This window comes from Acidobacteriota bacterium (assembly GCA_026393675.1).
In the GTDB taxonomy this organism is placed as follows: Bacteria; Acidobacteriota; Vicinamibacteria; order Vicinamibacterales; family JAKQTR01; genus JBAXOX01.
The window spans coordinates 22,090-39,878 of record JAPKZQ010000004.1 but is presented as its reverse complement, the minus strand read 5'-3'; the positions used below and the strand labels follow the sequence as shown (position 1 = coordinate 39,878).

16 protein-coding genes are annotated in these 17,789 nt (G+C 65.1%); 4 read left to right on the top strand and 12 right to left on the bottom strand.

Translation table 11 applies throughout. The features are described from left to right. Positions 1-6 precede the first annotated feature (6 nt). From rocD to polA, 6 genes are all read right to left on the bottom strand, one after another. On the bottom strand, positions 7-1,197 hold the full coding sequence (rocD, locus tag NT151_01655; protein ID MCX6537631.1) for an ornithine--oxo-acid transaminase: 1,191 nt from the start codon (positions 1,195-1,197) through the stop codon (positions 7-9). A 10-nt stretch (positions 1,198-1,207) separates the two neighbouring features. Beyond that, positions 1,208-2,122: an aspartate carbamoyltransferase gene (gene pyrB / locus NT151_01650; GenBank protein ID MCX6537630.1), complete on the bottom strand. Its 915-nt coding sequence runs from the start codon at positions 2,120-2,122 to the stop codon at positions 1,208-1,210. Between the two features lie 45 nt (positions 2,123-2,167). Then, positions 2,168-3,115: a carbamate kinase gene (arcC, locus tag NT151_01645; GenBank protein ID MCX6537629.1), complete on the bottom strand. Its 948-nt coding sequence runs from the start codon at positions 3,113-3,115 to the stop codon at positions 2,168-2,170. 7 nt (positions 3,116-3,122) lie between these two features. After that, a complete protein-coding gene (argF, locus tag NT151_01640) occupies positions 3,123-4,040 on the bottom strand; it encodes an ornithine carbamoyltransferase (protein ID MCX6537628.1) in 918 nt (305 codons plus the stop codon). A gap of 305 nt (positions 4,041-4,345) precedes the next feature. Beyond that, positions 4,346-5,587 carry a polynucleotide adenylyltransferase PcnB gene (gene pcnB / locus NT151_01635; protein MCX6537627.1) on the bottom strand — a complete coding sequence of 414 codons (1,242 nt, stop codon included), beginning with the start codon at positions 5,585-5,587 and terminating at the stop codon, positions 4,346-4,348. Positions 5,588-5,807: 220 nt separating this feature from the next. Further along, positions 5,808-8,504 carry a DNA polymerase I gene (polA, locus tag NT151_01630; GenBank protein ID MCX6537626.1) on the bottom strand — a complete coding sequence of 899 codons (2,697 nt, stop codon included), beginning with the start codon at positions 8,502-8,504 and terminating at the stop codon, positions 5,808-5,810. A 42-nt stretch (positions 8,505-8,546) separates the two neighbouring features. Here polA and NT151_01625 point away from each other — a divergent pair, with 42 nt between their 5' ends. After that, positions 8,547-9,305 carry a hypothetical protein gene (locus NT151_01625; protein ID MCX6537625.1) on the top strand — a complete coding sequence of 253 codons (759 nt, stop codon included), beginning with the start codon at positions 8,547-8,549 and terminating at the stop codon, positions 9,303-9,305. Positions 9,306-9,311: 6 nt separating this feature from the next. On the opposite strand, the gene NT151_01620 is transcribed toward NT151_01625, so the two are convergent. Then, positions 9,312-9,887 carry a Spy/CpxP family protein refolding chaperone gene (locus tag NT151_01620; protein ID MCX6537624.1) on the bottom strand — a complete coding sequence of 192 codons (576 nt, stop codon included), beginning with the start codon at positions 9,885-9,887 and terminating at the stop codon, positions 9,312-9,314. A 96-nt stretch (positions 9,888-9,983) separates the two neighbouring features. Between NT151_01620 and NT151_01615 the strand changes: the two genes are divergently transcribed. Together NT151_01615 and NT151_01610 are read left to right on the top strand one after the other, a co-directional pair. Beyond that, a complete protein-coding gene (locus NT151_01615) occupies positions 9,984-10,715 on the top strand; it encodes a response regulator transcription factor (GenBank protein ID MCX6537623.1) in 732 nt (243 codons plus the stop codon). Then, the gene (locus tag NT151_01610; GenBank protein MCX6537622.1) at positions 10,708-12,237 is read left to right on the top strand and encodes a HAMP domain-containing sensor histidine kinase; all 1,530 of its coding nucleotides are present in this window, start codon (positions 10,708-10,710) and stop codon (positions 12,235-12,237) included. The genes NT151_01615 and NT151_01610 overlap by 8 nt, the downstream gene beginning before the upstream one ends. A gap of 28 nt (positions 12,238-12,265) precedes the next feature. Here the strand turns inward: NT151_01610 and NT151_01605 are convergent, their stop codons facing one another. Continuing rightward, a complete protein-coding gene (locus NT151_01605) occupies positions 12,266-13,009 on the bottom strand; it encodes a Spy/CpxP family protein refolding chaperone (GenBank protein MCX6537621.1) in 744 nt (247 codons plus the stop codon). A 260-nt stretch (positions 13,010-13,269) separates the two neighbouring features. Here NT151_01605 and NT151_01600 point away from each other — a divergent pair, with 260 nt between their 5' ends. Then, complete coding sequence (locus NT151_01600) at positions 13,270-13,899, top strand: GNAT family N-acetyltransferase (protein MCX6537620.1); 630 nt, start codon at positions 13,270-13,272, stop codon at positions 13,897-13,899. On the opposite strand, the gene NT151_01595 is transcribed toward NT151_01600, so the two are convergent. From NT151_01595 to NT151_01580, 4 genes are all read right to left on the bottom strand, one after another. Then, a complete protein-coding gene (locus NT151_01595; protein MCX6537619.1) occupies positions 13,868-14,425 on the bottom strand; it encodes a BON domain-containing protein in 558 nt (185 codons plus the stop codon). The two genes, NT151_01600 and NT151_01595, sit on opposite strands and share 32 nt — an antisense overlap. 327 nt (positions 14,426-14,752) lie before the next feature. Next, entirely contained in the window at positions 14,753-15,484 is a 732-nt protein-coding gene (locus NT151_01590) for a ZIP family metal transporter (protein ID MCX6537618.1), read from the bottom strand. Positions 15,485-15,498: 14 nt separating this feature from the next. Further along, positions 15,499-16,599 carry a VWA domain-containing protein gene (locus NT151_01585; protein ID MCX6537617.1) on the bottom strand — a complete coding sequence of 367 codons (1,101 nt, stop codon included), beginning with the start codon at positions 16,597-16,599 and terminating at the stop codon, positions 15,499-15,501. Between the two features lie 52 nt (positions 16,600-16,651). Beyond that, positions 16,652-17,713 carry a hypothetical protein gene (locus tag NT151_01580; GenBank protein ID MCX6537616.1) on the bottom strand — a complete coding sequence of 354 codons (1,062 nt, stop codon included), beginning with the start codon at positions 17,711-17,713 and terminating at the stop codon, positions 16,652-16,654. Positions 17,714-17,789 lie beyond the last annotated feature (76 nt).

Below are 17,789 nucleotides of genomic sequence, written 5' to 3'. Positions count from 1 at the left end.
TGTTGACTAACCTTCGATGACTTTCTTGATGCGCTCGAACGCCCAGTCGATCTCCTCGCGCGTGATAACAAGCGGCGGCGCCAGGCGGATGACATGGTCGTGCGTTTCCTTGCAGAGCAGGCCCTCGTCCTTCAGGCGCTCGCAATAGGGACGGGCGGCAACGGTCAACTCGACGCCGATCCACAGCCCGCGGCCGCGGACCTCCTTGATGATCGGGCTGGTGAGTGTGCGGAGCTTGGCGAGAAAGTATGCGCCAAGTTCGGCGGAGCGCTCGACGAGCTTCTCATCGACCAGCACCTTGAGCGCCGCGCGTGCCACCGCGCAGGCCAGCGGATTGCCGCCAAACGTGCTGCCGTGATCGCCGGGCTTGAAGACGCCCAGCACCTCTCGCCGCGACAGCACCACCGAGATCGGGTAGAAGCCGCCCGAAAGTGCCTTGGCGATAATCACCATGTCAGGCTCGACGGCTTCCCACTGGTGCGCGAAGAGTTTGCCGGTGCGGCCGAGCCCCGACTGGATCTCGTCTGCGATGAAGAGCACATTGTGCCGCTTGCAGATCTCCGCGGCCTTCTTGAGGAATCCCGTCGGCGGGATGACGATGCCGGCTTCACCCTGGATGGGCTCAACGAGAAACGCCGCCGTGTTCGGTGTGATGGCCGCTTCGAGCGCCGCCGCGTCGCCGAAAGGGATGACGGTGAATCCGGGCGTCAGCGGGCCGAAGCCATCCTTGTACTGGGCCTCGGTCGAAAAGCTGATGATGGCAATCGTGCGCCCGTGGAAGTTGTTCTGGCAGGCGATGATCTCGGCCCTGCCGGCCGGGATGCCCTTGACCGTGTAGCCCCACTTCCGCGCGGCCTTCAGCGCGGTCTCGACCGCCTCGGCGCCGGAATTCATGGGCAGCGACATGTCCATGCCCGTGAGGTCGTGCAGGTCCTTGTAGAGCAGGGGAAGCTGATCGTTGCGGAACGCCCGTGACGTCAGCGTGACGCGCTTCGCCTGATCCAGCATCGCCTGCATGATGCGCGGATGGCAGTGGCCCTGGTTGACCGCCGAGTAGGCGGCCAGACAGTCCAGATAGCGTTTGCCGTCCACGTCGTACACCCACACCCCCTCGGCACGCTCGATGACGACGTCGAGCGGGTGGTAGTTGTGAGCGCCGTACTGATCTTCGATATCGATGAATGCCTGACTACGCATCAAACGCCTCCTAGTCGCGATCCCAGAGCAGTGTCAGCAGCGCCATCCTGACGACCAGGCCGTTGGCCGCCTGCTTGAAATACAGCGCCCGTGGGTCATCATCGACGTCCTTGTCAATCTCGACCGTCCGCGGCAGAGGGTGCAGGATCATCGCGTCCGGCTTCATCTTCCGCAGCAGCTTGGCGTTGATCGTGTAGCGGGAGAGCGTCGAGCGATCCGACACCCGATCCGGGCGGATGCGCGTCTGGTAGATCACATCGACGTCGCCCGCAATCGGATCGACGTCGTGGAGCATGTCGTACCAGACGTCGTGCTCGTCGAGGTGCGCGAGAATGTCGGGGCGCATCTGCAGCTCGGGTGGACTGACGAAGTGAATCTTGACCCGTTCAAACTTGCTCAACAGGTAGGCCAGCGAACGCGCGGTCCGGCCGCCATCGAGCTCGCCGACAATCGCAATCGTCAGGCCGTCGAGCGACCGCCGCTCGCGGTAGATCGTGTAGAGATCGAGCAGCGCCTGCGTCGGGTGCTGGCCGCTGCTGCCGTCACCCGCGTTGATGATCGGCACGCGGGACACACGCGCGGCCCGTCGCGCCCCGCCCTCTTCGGTCGGCCGCAGCACAATCACGTCGGAATACGACGAGATGATACGAATCGTGTCTTCGAGCTGTTCGACTTCGATCTCGGACGAGAACACCCGCGCGTGCTCGGTCGACAGCACACGGCCGCCGAGACGGTACATGGCGGCTTCAAACGAGAACCGTGTGCGCGTGGACGGCTCGTAGAAGAGCGATGCCATGATCTTGTCGGCGTAATCGCGGGTGCCGCCGCGCGCGACCACGCGCTCCATCTGCCGTGTCCGATCGAACAGCTCCATCAGGAGCGGGACGGTGAACTGTTGGGACTCTATGACGTGATCAAGTTTCATGGGTGTGTCCTGCCGCCTCACGCCTCTTACCGAATGCCTCACGCCTCACGCCTCACCCCTCACAATATGTGTCCCCGCGTCTCCCCGGACCGCATCGAGCAGGCGTTGGTAGGAGGTGATGATCACTTCCTGCCCGCCGTTCCGCAGAAACCGCAGAGCCGACTCCACCTTGGGTCCCATGTTGCCGGGCGGGAAATGCCCCTCGGCGTGGTACCGGGCGAGCTGGTCGGCCGTGACCCGCCCGAGCGGTCTCTGGTCTGCCTTCTTGTAGTTCAGGCAGACGCGCTCGGCGTCGGTCGAAATGATGAACAGGTCCGACCGAAGCTGCGAGGCCAACAAGGCCGACGCCCGATCCTTGTCGATGACGGCCTCAACGCCACGCAACCCGCGCCCCACGCGCACCACCGGAATGCCGCCGCCACCCACGGCGACAACCAGGACGCCGGTGTCCGTCAGCCGTCTGATGACGCCTTCTTCGATGATCTCGATCGGTTCAGGCGACGGCACGACCCGACGGTAACCTCGGGCGGCATCCTCGACGATGTGCCAGCCGAACTGCTGATGCTTGATCTCCGCCTCTCGCGCCGAGTAGAACGGACCGATGGGCTTGGTCGGACGCTCCATTGCCGGATCGGTCAGCGACACCACAACCTGTGTCAGCACAGTGACGACCGGCGTGTTCAACCCCGCGTCGGCCAGTGCCCCCAGCAGCGACTGCTGCAACAGGTATCCGATTTCCCCCTGGGTGGTCGCGTCGCAGACATCGAGCGGGTGGGTGTAGACGTGATCGGCCGACCGCTCGGACCGAAGCAAAGCCGCGCCGACCTGCGGGCCGTTGCCGTGGGTGACGACAACGTGGAAGCCCAGGCGGATGATCTGGACAATGGCCTCCGCCGTCCGCCGCGCGTTGGCGAGCTGTTCCGCAATGGTCCCCTTCTCACCCGCGCGGATGAGCGAGTTCCCGCCGACGGCAACAACGGCTGTCTGAGCCACCACACACCTACTTCATCAGCTCCAGCATGATCGCCTTCTGAGCGTGCAAGCGATTCTCGGCTTCCTGGAACACGACCGAGCGCGGTGAGTCGATGACCTCGTCGGTCACTTCATCGCCGCGATGTGCGGGCAGGCAGTGCATAAAAATCGAGTCCGGCTTGGCCTTGGCGAGCAGTGACGCATTCACCTGGAACGGTCTGAAGACCGCCTTGCGCGCGTAGGCCTCGGATTCCTGGCCCATGCTCGCCCAGGTGTCGGTGTACACCACGTCGGCATCCGCGACGGCTTCGGCCGGATCGTCGGTGATGAGACAGGTCGATCCGGTCTTCGCGCCCTCGGTGCGCGTCCACGCCGTCACCTCATGCTTCGGCTGGTACCCGGCCGGCGCGCCAATCGCGATGTGCACGCCGAACCGCGCCGCCGCGAACATCAGCGAATTCGACACGTTGTTGCCATCGCCGACATAGGCGAGTTTGAGCCCGGCGAGCGAGCCCTTGATCTCGGTGATCGTCAGGAAGTCCGCCATCGCCTGGCACGGATGGCTGAAGTCGGTGAGCCCGTTAATGATCGGGATGTCTGCGTACTCCGCCATCTTGTCGACGATGTCGTGGCCGAAGGTGCGGATCATGATGCCCTGCACCATCCGCTCGAGATTCTTGGCGACGTCGTAGATCGACTCGCGCTTGCCGAGATTGATCTCGGCGGGCGACAGGTAGACCGAGTACCCGCCCAGCTGTTGGATGCCCACGTCGAAGCTCACGCGTGTCCGGAGCGAAGGCTTCTCGAAGATGAGGGCGAGCGTTTTGCCCTTGAGTGAGTCGGCGAACCGGCCGGGGTTGGCCTTGATGTCACGGGCGAGATCGAGCAGGCACAGTAGTTCGTCGCTGGCGAAGTCGCGAATCGTCAGAAAATCCTTCACGCGCATGGCATGTCTCCTTAGTGCTTCGACTCGCGATGACGGCTACGTATTCTCGCGAGGCGATCCGTCAAGATGCTCGCTCAGCACTAAGTCCTGAGGGAATAAGTTCGTTTCCGAACTTGTGAATCGAAGGACTTAGGCGAACAGGCAGTCGTCTTGTTCGGGTAGCCAGCGTGTCGGGCCGACAAGCCGTCTCGTCTCAAGAACGGCGACGGGGGCGGGCGAGGCGAGAGGAGCCGGGGTCAGCCCGGCACCCATGGATTCTACCTTGAGGCACGTCGGGAAGGAAAGCCGGGGCAGACCGGCAGGGGCTATCGCGGCCGGGGGCGTCTTCGGCGTCGCCGCCGTGGCCGGGGTGTCGATTCCGGCGCCGGTTGGCCGACTTCGTCCCGCCAGGAGGTCAGCAGATCCGGCAAGCCCGAGTGGATTTCGAGCCAGGTGAGCGCGTCGGCGAAGGCTGAGCGCTGGACGAGCGTCCGCCGCGCGTGGGGGGACCGGCTCGGCTCCCGCAGCCGGCGCTGCAGTATCAGCACCTGGTGGATCCGCTCGACGTCCTTTCTCGCCATCGGCAGCAGCCCCAGATTCAACCCGGGCTTGTCGCCGGCTTCGAGCCACGATGGCCACCCGGCCTGGGAAAAACCCAGGGGCACGATGAAGCTTCCGAGCAGCACTGGATTGGTCAGCGTGTCGGGACAGGCCGCGACACGACGGCGGTACGCGTCGAGACGATCGAGCGACGCCCACAATGTGTCGCCGGCCTGCTCGTGCAGGACCGGGCTGAGCGGTTCGAACAGCCCGACCCGCTTCAACGCCTCGAACGTGCGGCGCGCGCAGCCGGTCCGCAGAATCTTGTAGTACTCATCCATCAATCGCGGTGGGGCGGCTTTCGCGATCTCGCCGCGATGACGGGCGATCGCTTGAAGAATGGGCTGGTCGACGTCGAACTCCAGCCGCGCTCCGAACGAAATCGCCCGCTGCATGCGCACCGGGTCTTCGCGAAACCTGACCTCCGGATCGCCAATGCACTTGACCACGCGGGCGCGCAGGTCCTGCAACCCGCCCACATAGTCGATGATCGAAAAGGTGGCGATGTCGTAGAAGAGCGCGTTGATCGTGAAGTCACGGCGGAACGCGTCTTCTTCGGCCGTGCCGAACGTGTTGTCGCGATGAATCAGGTGCTGGTGGTCGTCTGGCAACCGCGCTTCGCCGCTCTCAGCCGCCGCCTTCGCCTCGGCCATCTCATCGTCGGTCACCTGGCGGCGGAACGTGGCGACCTCGATGACTTTCTTGCCGAACACGACGTGAGCCAATCGGAACCGGCGACCGATGATCCAGCAGTTCCGGAACAGCTTCTTGATCTGGTACGGGTGCGCGTCGGTGCCGATGTCGAAGTCTTTCGGCCGTCGCCCGAGCAGCAGATCCCGCACACCGCCCCCGACAAGGTAGGCGGAGAACCCGGCATCCTTCAGGCGGTAGAGGACCTTTAGCGCGTCTGGATCAACATCCCGTCGCGAGAGCGTGTGCTGGTCGCGGGGGACAACGAGAGGTTCCACGGGAATCCATTATAGGGGTCGGGACCAATTACAGACGGAGTCTCCGAGAAATTCTAAGATTGACGTGGAAAAGCAATCTGGTCGCTTTCCCTCTCTCTTCTCCTTGTACTCGTCATTCCGGCGTACGCCGGAATCCAGCCGTGTACCTCTCTGGACCCCGGCTTTCGCCGGGGTGATGAGAGTTTGCTTCATCCGGCACGATGAGGCCCATCGGAGATGTCTACGGCTTGGCGTCGTTCCAGTTGTCCCCGATGCCGACGTCCACCGTCAGCGGCACGGCCAACGTGGCCGCGGCTTCCATCAATTCCCGGACGAGCGCCGCGATTTCGCTGGCGTCCTCGCGCCGGACCTCGAACACCAGTTCGTCGTGGACCGTCAGGATCATGCGCGGATGCCGCCCGCCGGGCGCCGCCCGATGGCCAGCCAGGGCGCGATGCACGTCAATCATCGCCCGTTTCATGATGTCGGCCGCCGTGCCCTGGATCGGCATGTTGACGGCAATCCGCTCGGCCGCGCTGCGCACCTGGCCGTTCTGGCTCGTCAACTCCGGCACCGGCCGCCGCCGGCCGAACAGTGTCTTCACCACACCGGAAACACGCGCCTCCTCAAGGGTGCGATCGAGAAACCGGCGCACACCTGGGAACCCCGCAAAGTAGGCATCGATAAAGGCTTGCGCCGCCTGCTGCGTCACGCCGATATCCTTCGCCAGCGTGAACGCGGTCTTTCCGTACAGCAGCGCGTAGTTGATCATCTTCGCGACGGTGCGTCGCTCTTTGCGGTCCTTCGTGCTGCCTGGTCCGAAGATCGCGTCGGCGGTCCGATCGTGAATGTCCTCTCCGCGCTTGAACGCCTCGATCAGTGCTTGATCGCCCGCGAGGTGGGCCAGCACGCGCAGTTCGATTTGGGAGTAGTCGGCTGAGATCAACACGCAGCCGGGGTCGGCGATAAACGCCTGCCTGATCTCCCGTCCGAGTTCGGTGCGGACCGGGATGTTCTGCAGATTCGGATCGCTGCTGCTCAGCCGCCCCGTGGCGGCAACCGCCTGATTGAAGCTGGTATGGACGCGCCCGGTGTCTGCGTGAACCAGCAGCGGAAGCGCGTCGATGTAGGTCCCCTTGAGCTTCTGCATGCTGCGCCACTCGAGGATGAGTCGCGGCAGTTCGTGCGTGAGCGCGAGTTCCTCCAGCACGTCGACGGCGGTGGAGGCCACGCGCGTCTTGCCGGTCTTTTTCGACGCGGGCAACTGCAGCCGCTCGAACAGGACTTCGGCCAGTTGCTTCGGCGAGTTGATGTTGAACTCGCCGCCGCCCATCTCGAAGATCCGGAGACCAAGGGCCTGGAGATCCCGTTCGAGACGCTTCGACAGCGCGGCGAGCGCCGCCGTATCGACGCGCACCCCGATCTGCTCAATCTCGGCAAGGATGGGGACGAGCGGCAGCTCCATCGTGTCGTTCAGCTCGGCCAGCGAGTGACTGGCGAGCTGGTCCTGTAGCGTCCCGGCCAGCCGCAACGGCAACTCGGCACGCTCTCCGGCAAATGCCAGCGTGGCCGTCGCCGGCAGGTCCGAGGCTTGGATCGCCTTGGCGCCCTTCCCGTAGGTGAGTTCCTCGGTCGCGGCCCGGACGCCGATGTGCTCGAGCGCGATGGTCTCGAGTGCGTGCGGCGCCCGCGTGGAATCGAGCAGGTAGCTGGCCAGCATCGTGTCGAACGCGCGACCGCCCAGCCTCACTCCATGACGCGCCAGGATGATCATGTCGGTCTTCAGGTCGTGACCGGCCACCTGAAGCACCGGATCCTCGAGCAGCGGTCGCAACACGTCGAGCACGGCCCGCTCCGAAAGATTGGAATGCTCATCAAGCGAGCGGTGACCGAGCGGGACATAACGGGCGTGCCCCTCACGCGCAGAGAGCGCGATGCCCACCAGGCGCGCGTGCATGGGCGCCGGGTCGTCTCCCACGACGCGCAGGCCGAATCGTCCAGCCACCCGGAGCTCGCCGACGAGTGTCTCGAGCCCCTCAATCGAATCGACGACCTCGTAGTCGCGAACGACCGCCGCGGTCTCGTGTGCCGGTGCGAACTCACGGGTGAGCGTCTTGAATCCGAGTTCGGCGAACAGCGTGTAACACGCCTCGCGTGCGGGACCCGGGTAGCGGAAACGCTCAAGGTCGGCTTCGACGGGTACGTCGCAACGGATGGTGACCAGTTCCCGGCTCAAGCGCGCGGCATCGGCGTTGGTCAGCAGGGCTTCGCGGTACCGCTTCTGCGTGATGGCGGCGGCCTGTTCGAGCAGGGCATCGAGAGAGCCAAACTGCGCCAGCAACTCGCGGGCACCCTTCTCGCCAATGCCGGGGACGCCTTTCACGTTGTCGACCGCGTCACCGGTCAGCGCCAGTACGTCGATCACCTGCCGCGGTGGCACGCCGAACTTCTCGACGACGCCGGCTTCGTCGTACCAGGTGCCGTCGTCCCGCGGGTTGAACACGCGAATTCGCTCGCCCACCAGTTGATAGAAATCCTTGTCGCCGGTGACAATGGCCACATCGAAACCCGCGGCCGCGCCCTTGAGGGCCAGCGTCCCGATCACATCGTCCGCCTCGAATCCAACGGATGTGAGCACCGGGACGCCCAGTGCTTCGCACGAGCGATGGACCCACGGAATCTGTTCCTCCAGATCAGGCGGCATCGGCGGGCGGTGCGCTTTGTAGTCGCCGGCTAATTCGCTCCGAAACGTCGGCCCCGCCAGGTCGAACGCGGCGGCGATCAGGTCGGGCCGATGGTCGGCCACCAACCTGCGGAGCATCATGACGAAGCCGAACACCGCGTTGGTGGAACGGCCGTCAGGCCCGGTCAGTCCCCGAATGGCGTGGTACGCCCGGTACATCTGGGAGCTGCCGTCGATCAGGTAGAACGTGGGCATGCGTGTGGTCCCCAGCCCGCAATCCTATATCATGGCTAGCTTATGGAGTCAGGCGCGCGCGCGTCCTTCAGAGTAGCGATCCTCCTCGGCGTCGTTGGTCTTGCCGTCCTCGGGGCGTCAGGGTGTGGGAGCGGGCTGGTCCGGCAATACGAGTACGAAGAAGAGATCTACCTGTCGGTCGACGGTAGCGCCTCCGTCTACGTCAACACGTCGCTGGCCGCGCTGGTCAACCTGCGTGGCGTCGACCTGAAGACGGATCCGAGCGCGCCGCTCGACCGTGACGTCGTGCGGAAGATCTACAACTCGGACGTGGCGCACGTGGTTCGCGTCAGCGCCTGGCGGAGGTTTGGCCGCCGGTTCGTCCAGGTTCGGCTGCAGGTCGACGACATTACGAAGCTGGGCCAGGCGCCGCTGTTGGCCTGGTCGACCTACCAGATCGATCGCCTTGATGACCTGCTGGTCTATCGGCAGCGCATGGGGGCGTCGGCTGCCAAGCCCGTCGGCCCGGTGGGTTGGAACGGCAGCGAGCTGGTGGCTGTGCGCCTGCACCTGCCGAGTCGAATCCGCTACCACAACGCCGGCGCGGACAACCTGAAGCGCGGCAACATCCTCGTCTGGGAACAGACGCTTGTCGATCGTCAGGCCGGCAAGCCCATCGAGATCGAAGCCCGCATTGAACGCACATCTATTCTCTATTCGACCCTGATGCTCTTCGCCGTGAGCGGAGGGCTCGCGCTGCTCGTGATGGTGCTCATCATCTGCTGGGTCGTGCGCAAGGGTCGGGGACGAGTCAAGAGCTAACCAGCCTTAGAACCAGCCGCCGACGCGCCCGGGACCACCCGGCCCGCCCCGGCCGTCGCGGCCGAGCATGCGGCCAAGGAACTGCTTGATGCGGCCGTTCCCTACGGCACGCAACTGCTTGGCCTTGGCCACCTGTTCCGGCGTCAGCAACGCGAACACCTGCGCGCGAACATTGGCCCGCAGCACCGCCGCGTCGGCTTCGACGACGGCCACCGCGGCGGCTTTCGCGCGAATGTCCGCTTCGACGATCGTGTCGGCCGTGACGGCGTCGCCCAGCGCTTCGCGTGCGGCGATCATCCGCTTGGCGATCGCCTGTGTGGCGTCCCTATTCGACTCAAGGGTGCTCTTGATCCTCGTCTTCTGGTCATCGGTCAGATTCAACTGAGCGAGACCGCGTCGCATCATCCCGGCCATCGGGCCGCGAGGTCCGGCGCCGAACATCCCGGGTCCGCGCGCGCCAGGACCACGTCCCGGAGGTGGGCCCTGCTGCGCGCCGAGCGCGACGATGCCGAGCCCGGCGACGATGACCACGCCGAACGTGGCGGCGAGCGATGCGAGAAACGTGCGATTCTTGAAGTCCATTGACCATCTCCTTGTTTGAGCGTCTACTACATTTGACGGAACCGCCGTGACACGATCGCGGCACACGTGTGAAACTTCTGTGACACGGGGCCGACAGTGAGCGACAGTCCGCGCGCGTTGATCGTCGAGGACGAACAGCACATCCGTGATCTGATCACGCTGCATCTCGGGCTTGAAGGATTCATCTGCACGCCGTCCGCCGACGGGCGGGACGCACTCGCGACGCTCAACGAGCAGCGATTCGACATTGTCGTGCTCGACCTGATGATCCCGTCGATAGACGGACTCGCCGTCTGCCGGGCGGTGCGCCGCGGCGGCCCCAATGCCGACACGCCGATCCTGATGCTGACGGCGAGGCGCGAAGAATCAGACAAAGTGCTCGGCCTCGAAAGCGGGGCCGACGACTATCTGACCAAACCGTTCGGCGTCCGTGAGTTCATCGCGCGCGTCAGGGCGCTGCTGAGGCGGGCAGGCGCCAGGACTGGTGGCGAGGGGGCGTCCACACAGGCCGGCGGGTCCAGCGACGAGGTCTATCGAGTGATGGATCTCGAGATTGATCTCGCGCGCCACCGCGTGAGGGTCGCTGGTGCCGAGGTCGACCTGACCGCGCAGGAGTTCAACCTGCTCCGCACACTCGCGTCGCGCCCCGGCATTGTCTTCACCCGGGACGCCCTGCTGACCAACGTGTGGAAAGGCGACACGTTCGTGACGGAGCGCAGCGTCGACGCGCTCGTCAAGAGACTGCGGAAGAAGATCGAGCCAGACGCGGCCACGCCGCGTTACGTTCTGACCGTGTGGGGAAGCGGGTACAAATTCGCCGATGAGTGAACGAGCCTGGTTTCGCAGCCTGTACTGGCGCATCGCGATCGGATTTGTCGCGTTCCTCGCCACCCTGATGGTGGTGCAGGGAGCCGTGACGGTCTGGTTTCTGGCGCGTTCATCCGACACGGTCGCCGGCCGCTCGACACTCGATCTGGCTGCGCTGGTCGCCTCTGATCTGGGCACGGCATGGTCCGCGGACGAGAACCTCGAGGTCGAGGCCTATCTGCGAGAGCACTATGGCTCCCACTGGCGGCCTGTTGCGCTGGTGTTGCCCGACGGCCGCATGTTCCTCTCCCATCCGGACGCAGATGTGCCGCCCCTTCTGCGCGAGGCCGCGCTGCGTCGCCTGACGCGGCGCGCACTGGGCCCGGGTGCCGGGCTCGGGCCGGGTCGCGGCGGCGGGCCAGGATTCGGACCGGGACTCGGGCCGGGTCCGGGGCTTGAACCGGGCGGGGGACGGGGCCCAAGGCGACCGGCCGCGTTCTTCCCGGTGGTCGTGCACGATCGCGTGCGTGCGATGGTGTTGGTTCCCCCAAACGCGCCGCTGGCTGTCGTGATTCGCCAGGTTGCGCCGGTGGGGATGGCGATCGCGGCGCTGCTCGTGATCATCGGCACGATGTTCGCGAGCGTGTTCATCTTCAGACCTGCGCACAGACGACTGGGCCAGCTCGAGGATGCCGCGCGGCGCCTCGGCACGGGCGATGCGACGGCGCGTGCGCCGGAAACAGGCGGCGACGAGATTGCGGCTGTAGCGCGGGCGTTCAACCGGATGGCGGCCGACTTGAGTGCCCGGGCGGAGGCCCTTCGTGCGGCTGATCACGATCGCCGTCAACTCCTGGCCGACGTGTCCCATGAGTTGATGACGCCGCTGACGGCGATACGCGGATACCTCGAGACACTCGCGATGGCCGAGTTGGAGCTCAATGCCGACACGCGCCAACGCTACCTCGGTATCGTCCGCGAGGAGACGGCCAGACTCGAACGGCTCATTGGCGACTTGATGGACCTGGCCCGGCTCGAGGCAGGAGGCGGGGCACTGGTTCGCACGGAGATCCTGGTCGAAGAGTTGTTCCGTCGGGTGATTGAACGGCACGAACGCGACGCCGGGCTGAAGAACGCCACGCTGACCAGCCACATCGATCCACCGTCGATGACCGTGCACGTCGATCCTGTGCGCATGGAGCAGGCGCTCCAGAATCTGGCGGCCAACGCGTTACGCCACACCGGATCCGGCGGCAGGATTGAATTCGGTGCGTGTGCGCGCCCGGATAGTGCGGTGTTGTCTGTTCGCGATACCGGAGAAGGGATCCCCACCGAGCACATCGGTCACGTGTTTGACCGGTTCTACAAAACCGACACGTCGCGAGCAGGCGATCAACGAGGAAGCGGCCTCGGGCTCTCGATCGTCAAGGCCATCGTCGAGCGCCACGGAGGCCGCGTCACCGTTCGAAGTCAGGAAGGACTGGAGACCGTCTTCGACATCGTGTTGCCACGCGAGACGGGCGACGGCGGCTTTAACACGCCGTAGCCCCTCGACAAGCTCAGGGCGAAGGCGGCTAGTCCCGCCGACGCCAGCCCTTGCCCTGTCGGTCCATCATGCCGCCCGGCTGCATTCGCATCTGTCTCGAGCGCCCCCCGGTCATCCGCTGTTGGAACTGGCGGAACTGTTGTTGTTGCTCCGGCGTCAGCACTTTCATGAGCTGAGCGCGAGACCTGGCCTGTAGCGCCATTTGGTCTGCCTGTGCCGTCGCCATCGCCAGGCCTGCCGCCCGGACCGCGGCTTCGTCCGGGATCTGCGCGCGCATCGCGTCGCGGAGTTTCTGTCGCGCCGGCTGCAACTTGTCGCGGGTGGCGGTCATGTCCTTCTGGCGCTGGTCACGGAAGCCCTTCAACTGGTCTTTCTGTGCCTGCGTGAGATTGAGGCGGCGCATCAGGCCGGCCATGCCTGCCGCGCCCATGAGGGACCGGCGCGCCATCTGCTGCCGCCCAAACTTCCGGCCCTGTTGCATCGGACCCATTCCCATGCCACGGCCCATCATCTGTCCACGCCCCAGCCCCAGGCCACGGCCCATCATCTGTCCGCGCCCCATGCCTGGTCCACGTCCCATCGGCGGCTGCGGCGCGGGCGGGGGAGTCGGCTGTGCCTGGGTCGTCGGGTCGGCAGCCGGCTTCTTGGCGGCAGGCGCCTGAGCCTTTGGCGGCTGCTGCGCTGGCGGCGCCGTCTGCGCGTACGCCCCGGTTTCAACCAGCAATCCCGCGACGGCTATCGCCGCCACGGCCCACACCGCTCGTCGCTTCATCGACATGACCACTCCTCCAAACCTGTGTAAAAGGGCCGATCAGTATGATAGACCCGAACCCACGCCGATTCGTTACACTGTTGCCGCGCGAAGCCGGCCTGGCACGCCGTAGCCGCAGGCGGCTTGGCACGCCGAAGCACCTCGAGAGTCGCCGTGCGAAGGCGGCTTAGTCCGCCGAAGCCCTTCGAGACTGTCCAGGGCGCAGGGACTTTAGTCCGCCGAAGCCCTCGAGAATGTCGAGGGCGAAGGAGGAAGGACCGATGGCGAGTCACTTCACGTTTGGGGCCCAGCCCACGGTGCTTCGATGCGGGCGGTGCGGGAAGTCCGTCGACTGGCAGGATGCCCGGCTCCAGGTCGTGTGCCAGTGTCGCGCGCACCTTGACCTTCCTCCGGTATTGGTGCGCGAGGGGGCAGACGACGACCGCGTTGCCGTCATGGACTTGTTCCGCCGCGACTTCGGCCGCTCAAAGATGGTGGCGTTTGGCAGCCTGCTGGCGCTTGACGATGCTCCGGCCCTGGTCGCCGTCATGAAGAACGAACTCGCGGGCGCGCTGGCGTACCGGTTGCGGGGCGATGGCCTGCAGATTGTCGCGCTGGCCACCGAGGCAACCTGGCAGCGGTCCGGCGTGGGAGGGTATCTCGTCGCGGAGGCCGAGTTGCTCGCACGACGCCTCGATCTGCCGAAGGTCGTCTTCTGCACCACCAACGACAACCTGCCGTCGTTGTATTTCTACCAGCGGCGCGGCTACCAGATCACCGAGGTGATCGTGGGAGCGCTCGTCCCTCACAATCCGCCGCCCGACAACACAGGGTTCGCGGGCATTGAAGTGAGGGACGAGATTCGCCTCGAGAAGGTCCTTACATCCCAATCTTCTCCAGTGCGCTCCTGACTTCGGCGTCAGTCTTCAGCTCGCTGGTGATCGAGAACTCGCCAAATCCGGCGGCCAGCGATCGCGCCAGCATCCGCTCCACATTGCTGCTGACCACGCCGGTCAGCGTCACCCGCCCGCGTTCGACAATGACGTGAATGGGCGGATTGGTCATCGTCGCGTATTGCCAGAACGCGGAATTGCCGTAGATGGCGCGCGCGATGAAGTACCGCAGGTCGTCGTCCGCGATCGAGACCGGAAGCACCGTAATCGAGTTGTCCACGCGTTTGACGCCGGCGACCCGGGCGACCCGGTCTTCGATGTCGGTACGCTTGAACGGCATCGTGACCTTGCCGGCCAGGGTGACCACTCCCTGGTCGATCGACGCGCTCACGTCGTCGAAGATCGTGAATCGCGGGTACCTGAGGACCGCGTCCGAGGCGTCCTTGAATATTTGAAGGTCTTTCCGCTCGTCCTGCGCGAGGATCGGTGCTGCGATCAGCGCGACGAGCATCAGACCGGTGGCGATGTGGCGTAACCGTGTCATGGGTCGTACTCCTTCGTCGGGCGAGAGATCTCCGAAAATGTGGGGGAACCCAGCGGCGCCGGCGTGCCGGGACATTCGGATCGGAACTCTGCCCACGCCCTTGAACTTCAAACTGCGTGCCAGTGTGTGCCAACGAATAACCGCCGAGTTTGTGACCAGTCCGCGACAAGGCAGCCGGGCTGGCCGACCTCGCAAGGGGACAAGTGGACAAGTGGACAAGTAGCAAGGAGCAAGAACCAAGAAGCAAGAATGAGAGTGTAGGGGAAAGAGAAGAGTCAGAAGCAAGAAGCACGAAGGCGGCCGAGACGAATCCGGCGCGCGGGCGCCTCAGAGCAGCGTAACCGTCAGGATGCCCGCGCCGACCAGGAGGACCTGACGAATGGCGCCGCCTTCAAGCGGGTTGCGGTGCAGGCTCGGGATCAGGTCTGACATGGCGATATAGAGGAAGCTCGCGGCCGCCACAGGCAGAAAATACGGCACGATATCCCGTGACCGATCGATGGCGACGAAGGCCAGCAGCACGCCGCCAGCCGCCGACATACCCGACAGCACGTTGAGCCAGAGCGCTTTCATCCTCGAATAGCCCGCGTGCAGGAGAATCGCGAAGTCGCCCACTTCCTGGGGAATCTCGTGGGCGGCGACCGCCAGCGCCGTCGTCACGCCAAGGGGAATCGAGACATACGTCGCGGCGGCGATCATCGTGCCGTCAATGAGGTTGTGGACGCTGTGTCCGATCAGGATGAGCGGCGCCGCCGCCTTGTGGGATTCGCACTGATCGTCGTGGCAGTGATGCCACAACACGAGTTTCTCGAGAATGAAAAAGGCCATGATGCCGCCAAGCAGCGCCCCAAACACCGGCGTGGGCTTCAGTGACTGCAGGGCTTCGGGCAGTATATCGAGCAGGGCCACGCCGAGCAGCGTCCCGACCGCGTAACTGACGAGCCACGGAACCAGCTTGGTTCGCACCGACTCGCGGAAGACGAGCAGGACCGCTCCGAGCACGATCCCGCCCACGCTGCCCAGGATGGCGAGGCTGATGGCAATCAGAAGCAGAGACATCGGGGAGGATTCTATCAGGAGACAGAACGCTCCGTTTTTCCGACCACCCCCGCCACGTAACCTCGTCGCGCGCGCACGAGGCAGTCGCGGTTCTTCACGACGACCCGGATGTTGTGCCACCGACCGTCCTTTGGGGATGTCGGCGAGTAGGCCAATGAGTACTGCCGGCTCAGTTCGTCGGCGATTCCGGCGGTCGCCGGATCGAGATCGAGGCTCGAGCGGATGATCTCGGTTCGGCCACCGCTGTCGTCGGTGATGGCGCGAAGGGCAGTCGCGTTAACGCCTTCCTCGCTGCTGTGCGGCAATCCTCCGGAAGGCGGTGGGATCGCAGGGATCGGCGGATTCTGTGGTGGAAAGCCGCCGCCACGAGGGAGGGTCGGCGGCCAGGGGATGCGAACCGGCGGCCGTGGTCGCTGGGGTCCGCGCTGTTGGGCAATCCGCATGATCCCCGCGTTCCCATCGAGGCCGATGGCGTACACGAGCAATTCAGATTGCAGGATCAGCTGGCGTACCTGGCGCACGCCAATCGTCGACGCGTTGTCATTGCCATCGGAGATGATCACGAGGGCCTTCTTCCGATGAGTGCCCGTCTGCGCGAGCGCGACGGCGCGGGCAACCGTGTCGTACAGCGCGGTCTCTCCCGTCGGCGTAATGCGGCCCAGCTGGCGGCGTAGCGCGTCGCGATCCGTGGTCCATCCCTGGACCAGCAGCGGCTCGTCGCCGATGCGGTACAGGAAGACTTCGTCGTCGGGTCCGAGCAGCTCAACGAGAAACCGGTCGAGTGCCCGCTGAGCCGCGCGAATCTTGTCTCCAACCATGCTGCCCGACGTGTCGAGCACGATGCCGAGGCTGACGGGCACCCGTTCGCGGGAGAAGTAGTCAATCGACTGCAGGACGCCGTCTTCGTACACGCCGAAGTCGTCGCGCGTGAGGTTGCCGACGAAGCGTCCCGCGCGGTCGGTGACTGTGGCCGTGACGTTGACCAGCTCGACACCCGTCTTGAACCGATAGCGTGGGCTCTGGTCCTGCTGACCCGGGAGGGTTGCGCCGAAGGCCGCGACGAGCGCGACGACCACGAGCACGCGAGGGGCGCGGTCTGCTCGCCAACGTCGCACACCTATCATGTGTCTCCTCAACCCTGAGCTCACTTCAGCAGAGAAAGGCAGCTCAATGTTGGTTCCCTGTTTCAGGGCATTGGACAGGGCCACCTGAAGCGCAACTCAACCGAGTCGAAGGGTACTGCACCGCACCTGGTGAGATGGCCAGGGTGGCGCGCCGGCCGGTGCCCGCTCGTGTGAGCGGGCTTTGGCCTGGCCTCGCCGAAGCCGAAGGCGCCTTCGCTGCCAGCGGCAGCTCCGGCGTCCCGAGGGCGAAGGCGGGTTGCTCCGTGGCGGCCATACGTTGACCGGCTGGCGCCGGGATCGGCACCGGCCGGCGATCAATATGGGGCACCGGCGCTGTGGCCACGCGGAAGCTCACGCGATATCGGCTGACCCGCAGGCCCGCCGCGAGCGGAACCTCAAACGACGATTCCGACCCGGGTGGCAGGACACCTTGCACCACGGCGGCGTGTGACGTGCCGAGGTACATGCCGCGCCGATCGAACAGAAAGATCACGGCCTGGAGATGCTCCACCCGGGTTCCAGCCGCCGGATTCCTCACCAGGCCGCGGATGGTGACGCGATCTCCGTCTCGCGCAGAGTCCAGCGATACCAACTCGAGGGGCGATGCCACTTTGGCCGCCGCCGGCGAGACGAAGGCCAATCCAGCGGGCCGCCCGCTGAAGACAAGCGCCGAGCCGATGGCTGACGTGACCACCAACGCGCCAACTCCGATGGCTATCGCAAATCGCCGGTTTCCATCACTGGCCGAGACAGGGGGCGTGAACAAAGCGGGCGTTTCGGCTGCCTCGCGCCGCACCATTGCAACAGCCTGCGCTGGGGCAGTGGTGCGCTCGATCACCAGATCGGCCCACAGGGGTTCGGCGGCATCTGCCTCGGAATTCGCCAGGGCTTGCCTGGGGATGCCCTGGTACCGATTCCTGAGGTCGCCTCTAACAGGCGGCCACGCCGGAGGGTTGCGCGAGTCGGTCGGCTCTTCAGGTTGGCGCGCGACCAGCGCGGCGGTCTGCCGTCGATCGAGCCGAATCACCCGCCAGGTGATCACGGCCATGATGGTGGCCATGCTGAGGGAAAAGACGGTGGCCGCAACGAGGAATCCATCGATCATGACGCTGTGTACTCCAACGCAAAGTTCCTGCCGTCGGGCCACCAGGCCCAACATTGATCTTTTCGGCTGATCTCTG

Excerpts from the sequence above, each read along its gene's own strand:
- pyrB (MCX6537630.1), bottom strand. The coding sequence starts at position 2,122 with ATGAAACTTGATCACGTCATAGAGTCCCAACAGTTCACCGTCCCGCTC.
- polA (MCX6537626.1), bottom strand. The coding sequence starts at position 8,504 with ATGCCCACGTTCTACCTGATCGACGGCAGCTCCCAGATGTACCGGGCG.
- NT151_01620 (MCX6537624.1), bottom strand. The coding sequence starts at position 9,887 with ATGGACTTCAAGAATCGCACGTTTCTCGCATCGCTCGCCGCCACGTTC.
- NT151_01600 (MCX6537620.1), top strand. The coding sequence starts at position 13,270 with ATGGCGAGTCACTTCACGTTTGGGGCCCAGCCCACGGTGCTTCGATGC.
- NT151_01595 (MCX6537619.1), bottom strand. The coding sequence starts at position 14,425 with ATGACACGGTTACGCCACATCGCCACCGGTCTGATGCTCGTCGCGCTG.
- NT151_01590 (MCX6537618.1), bottom strand. The coding sequence starts at position 15,484 with ATGTCTCTGCTTCTGATTGCCATCAGCCTCGCCATCCTGGGCAGCGTG.
- NT151_01605 (MCX6537621.1), bottom strand. The coding sequence starts at position 13,009 with ATGAAGCGACGAGCGGTGTGGGCCGTGGCGGCGATAGCCGTCGCGGGA.
- rocD (MCX6537631.1), bottom strand. The coding sequence starts at position 1,197 with ATGCGTAGTCAGGCATTCATCGATATCGAAGATCAGTACGGCGCTCAC.
- argF (MCX6537628.1), bottom strand. The coding sequence starts at position 4,040 with ATGCGCGTGAAGGATTTTCTGACGATTCGCGACTTCGCCAGCGACGAA.
- NT151_01580 (MCX6537616.1), bottom strand. The coding sequence starts at position 17,713 with ATGATCGATGGATTCCTCGTTGCGGCCACCGTCTTTTCCCTCAGCATG.
- NT151_01625 (MCX6537625.1), top strand. The coding sequence starts at position 8,547 with ATGGAGTCAGGCGCGCGCGCGTCCTTCAGAGTAGCGATCCTCCTCGGC.
- NT151_01610 (MCX6537622.1), top strand. The coding sequence starts at position 10,708 with ATGAGTGAACGAGCCTGGTTTCGCAGCCTGTACTGGCGCATCGCGATC.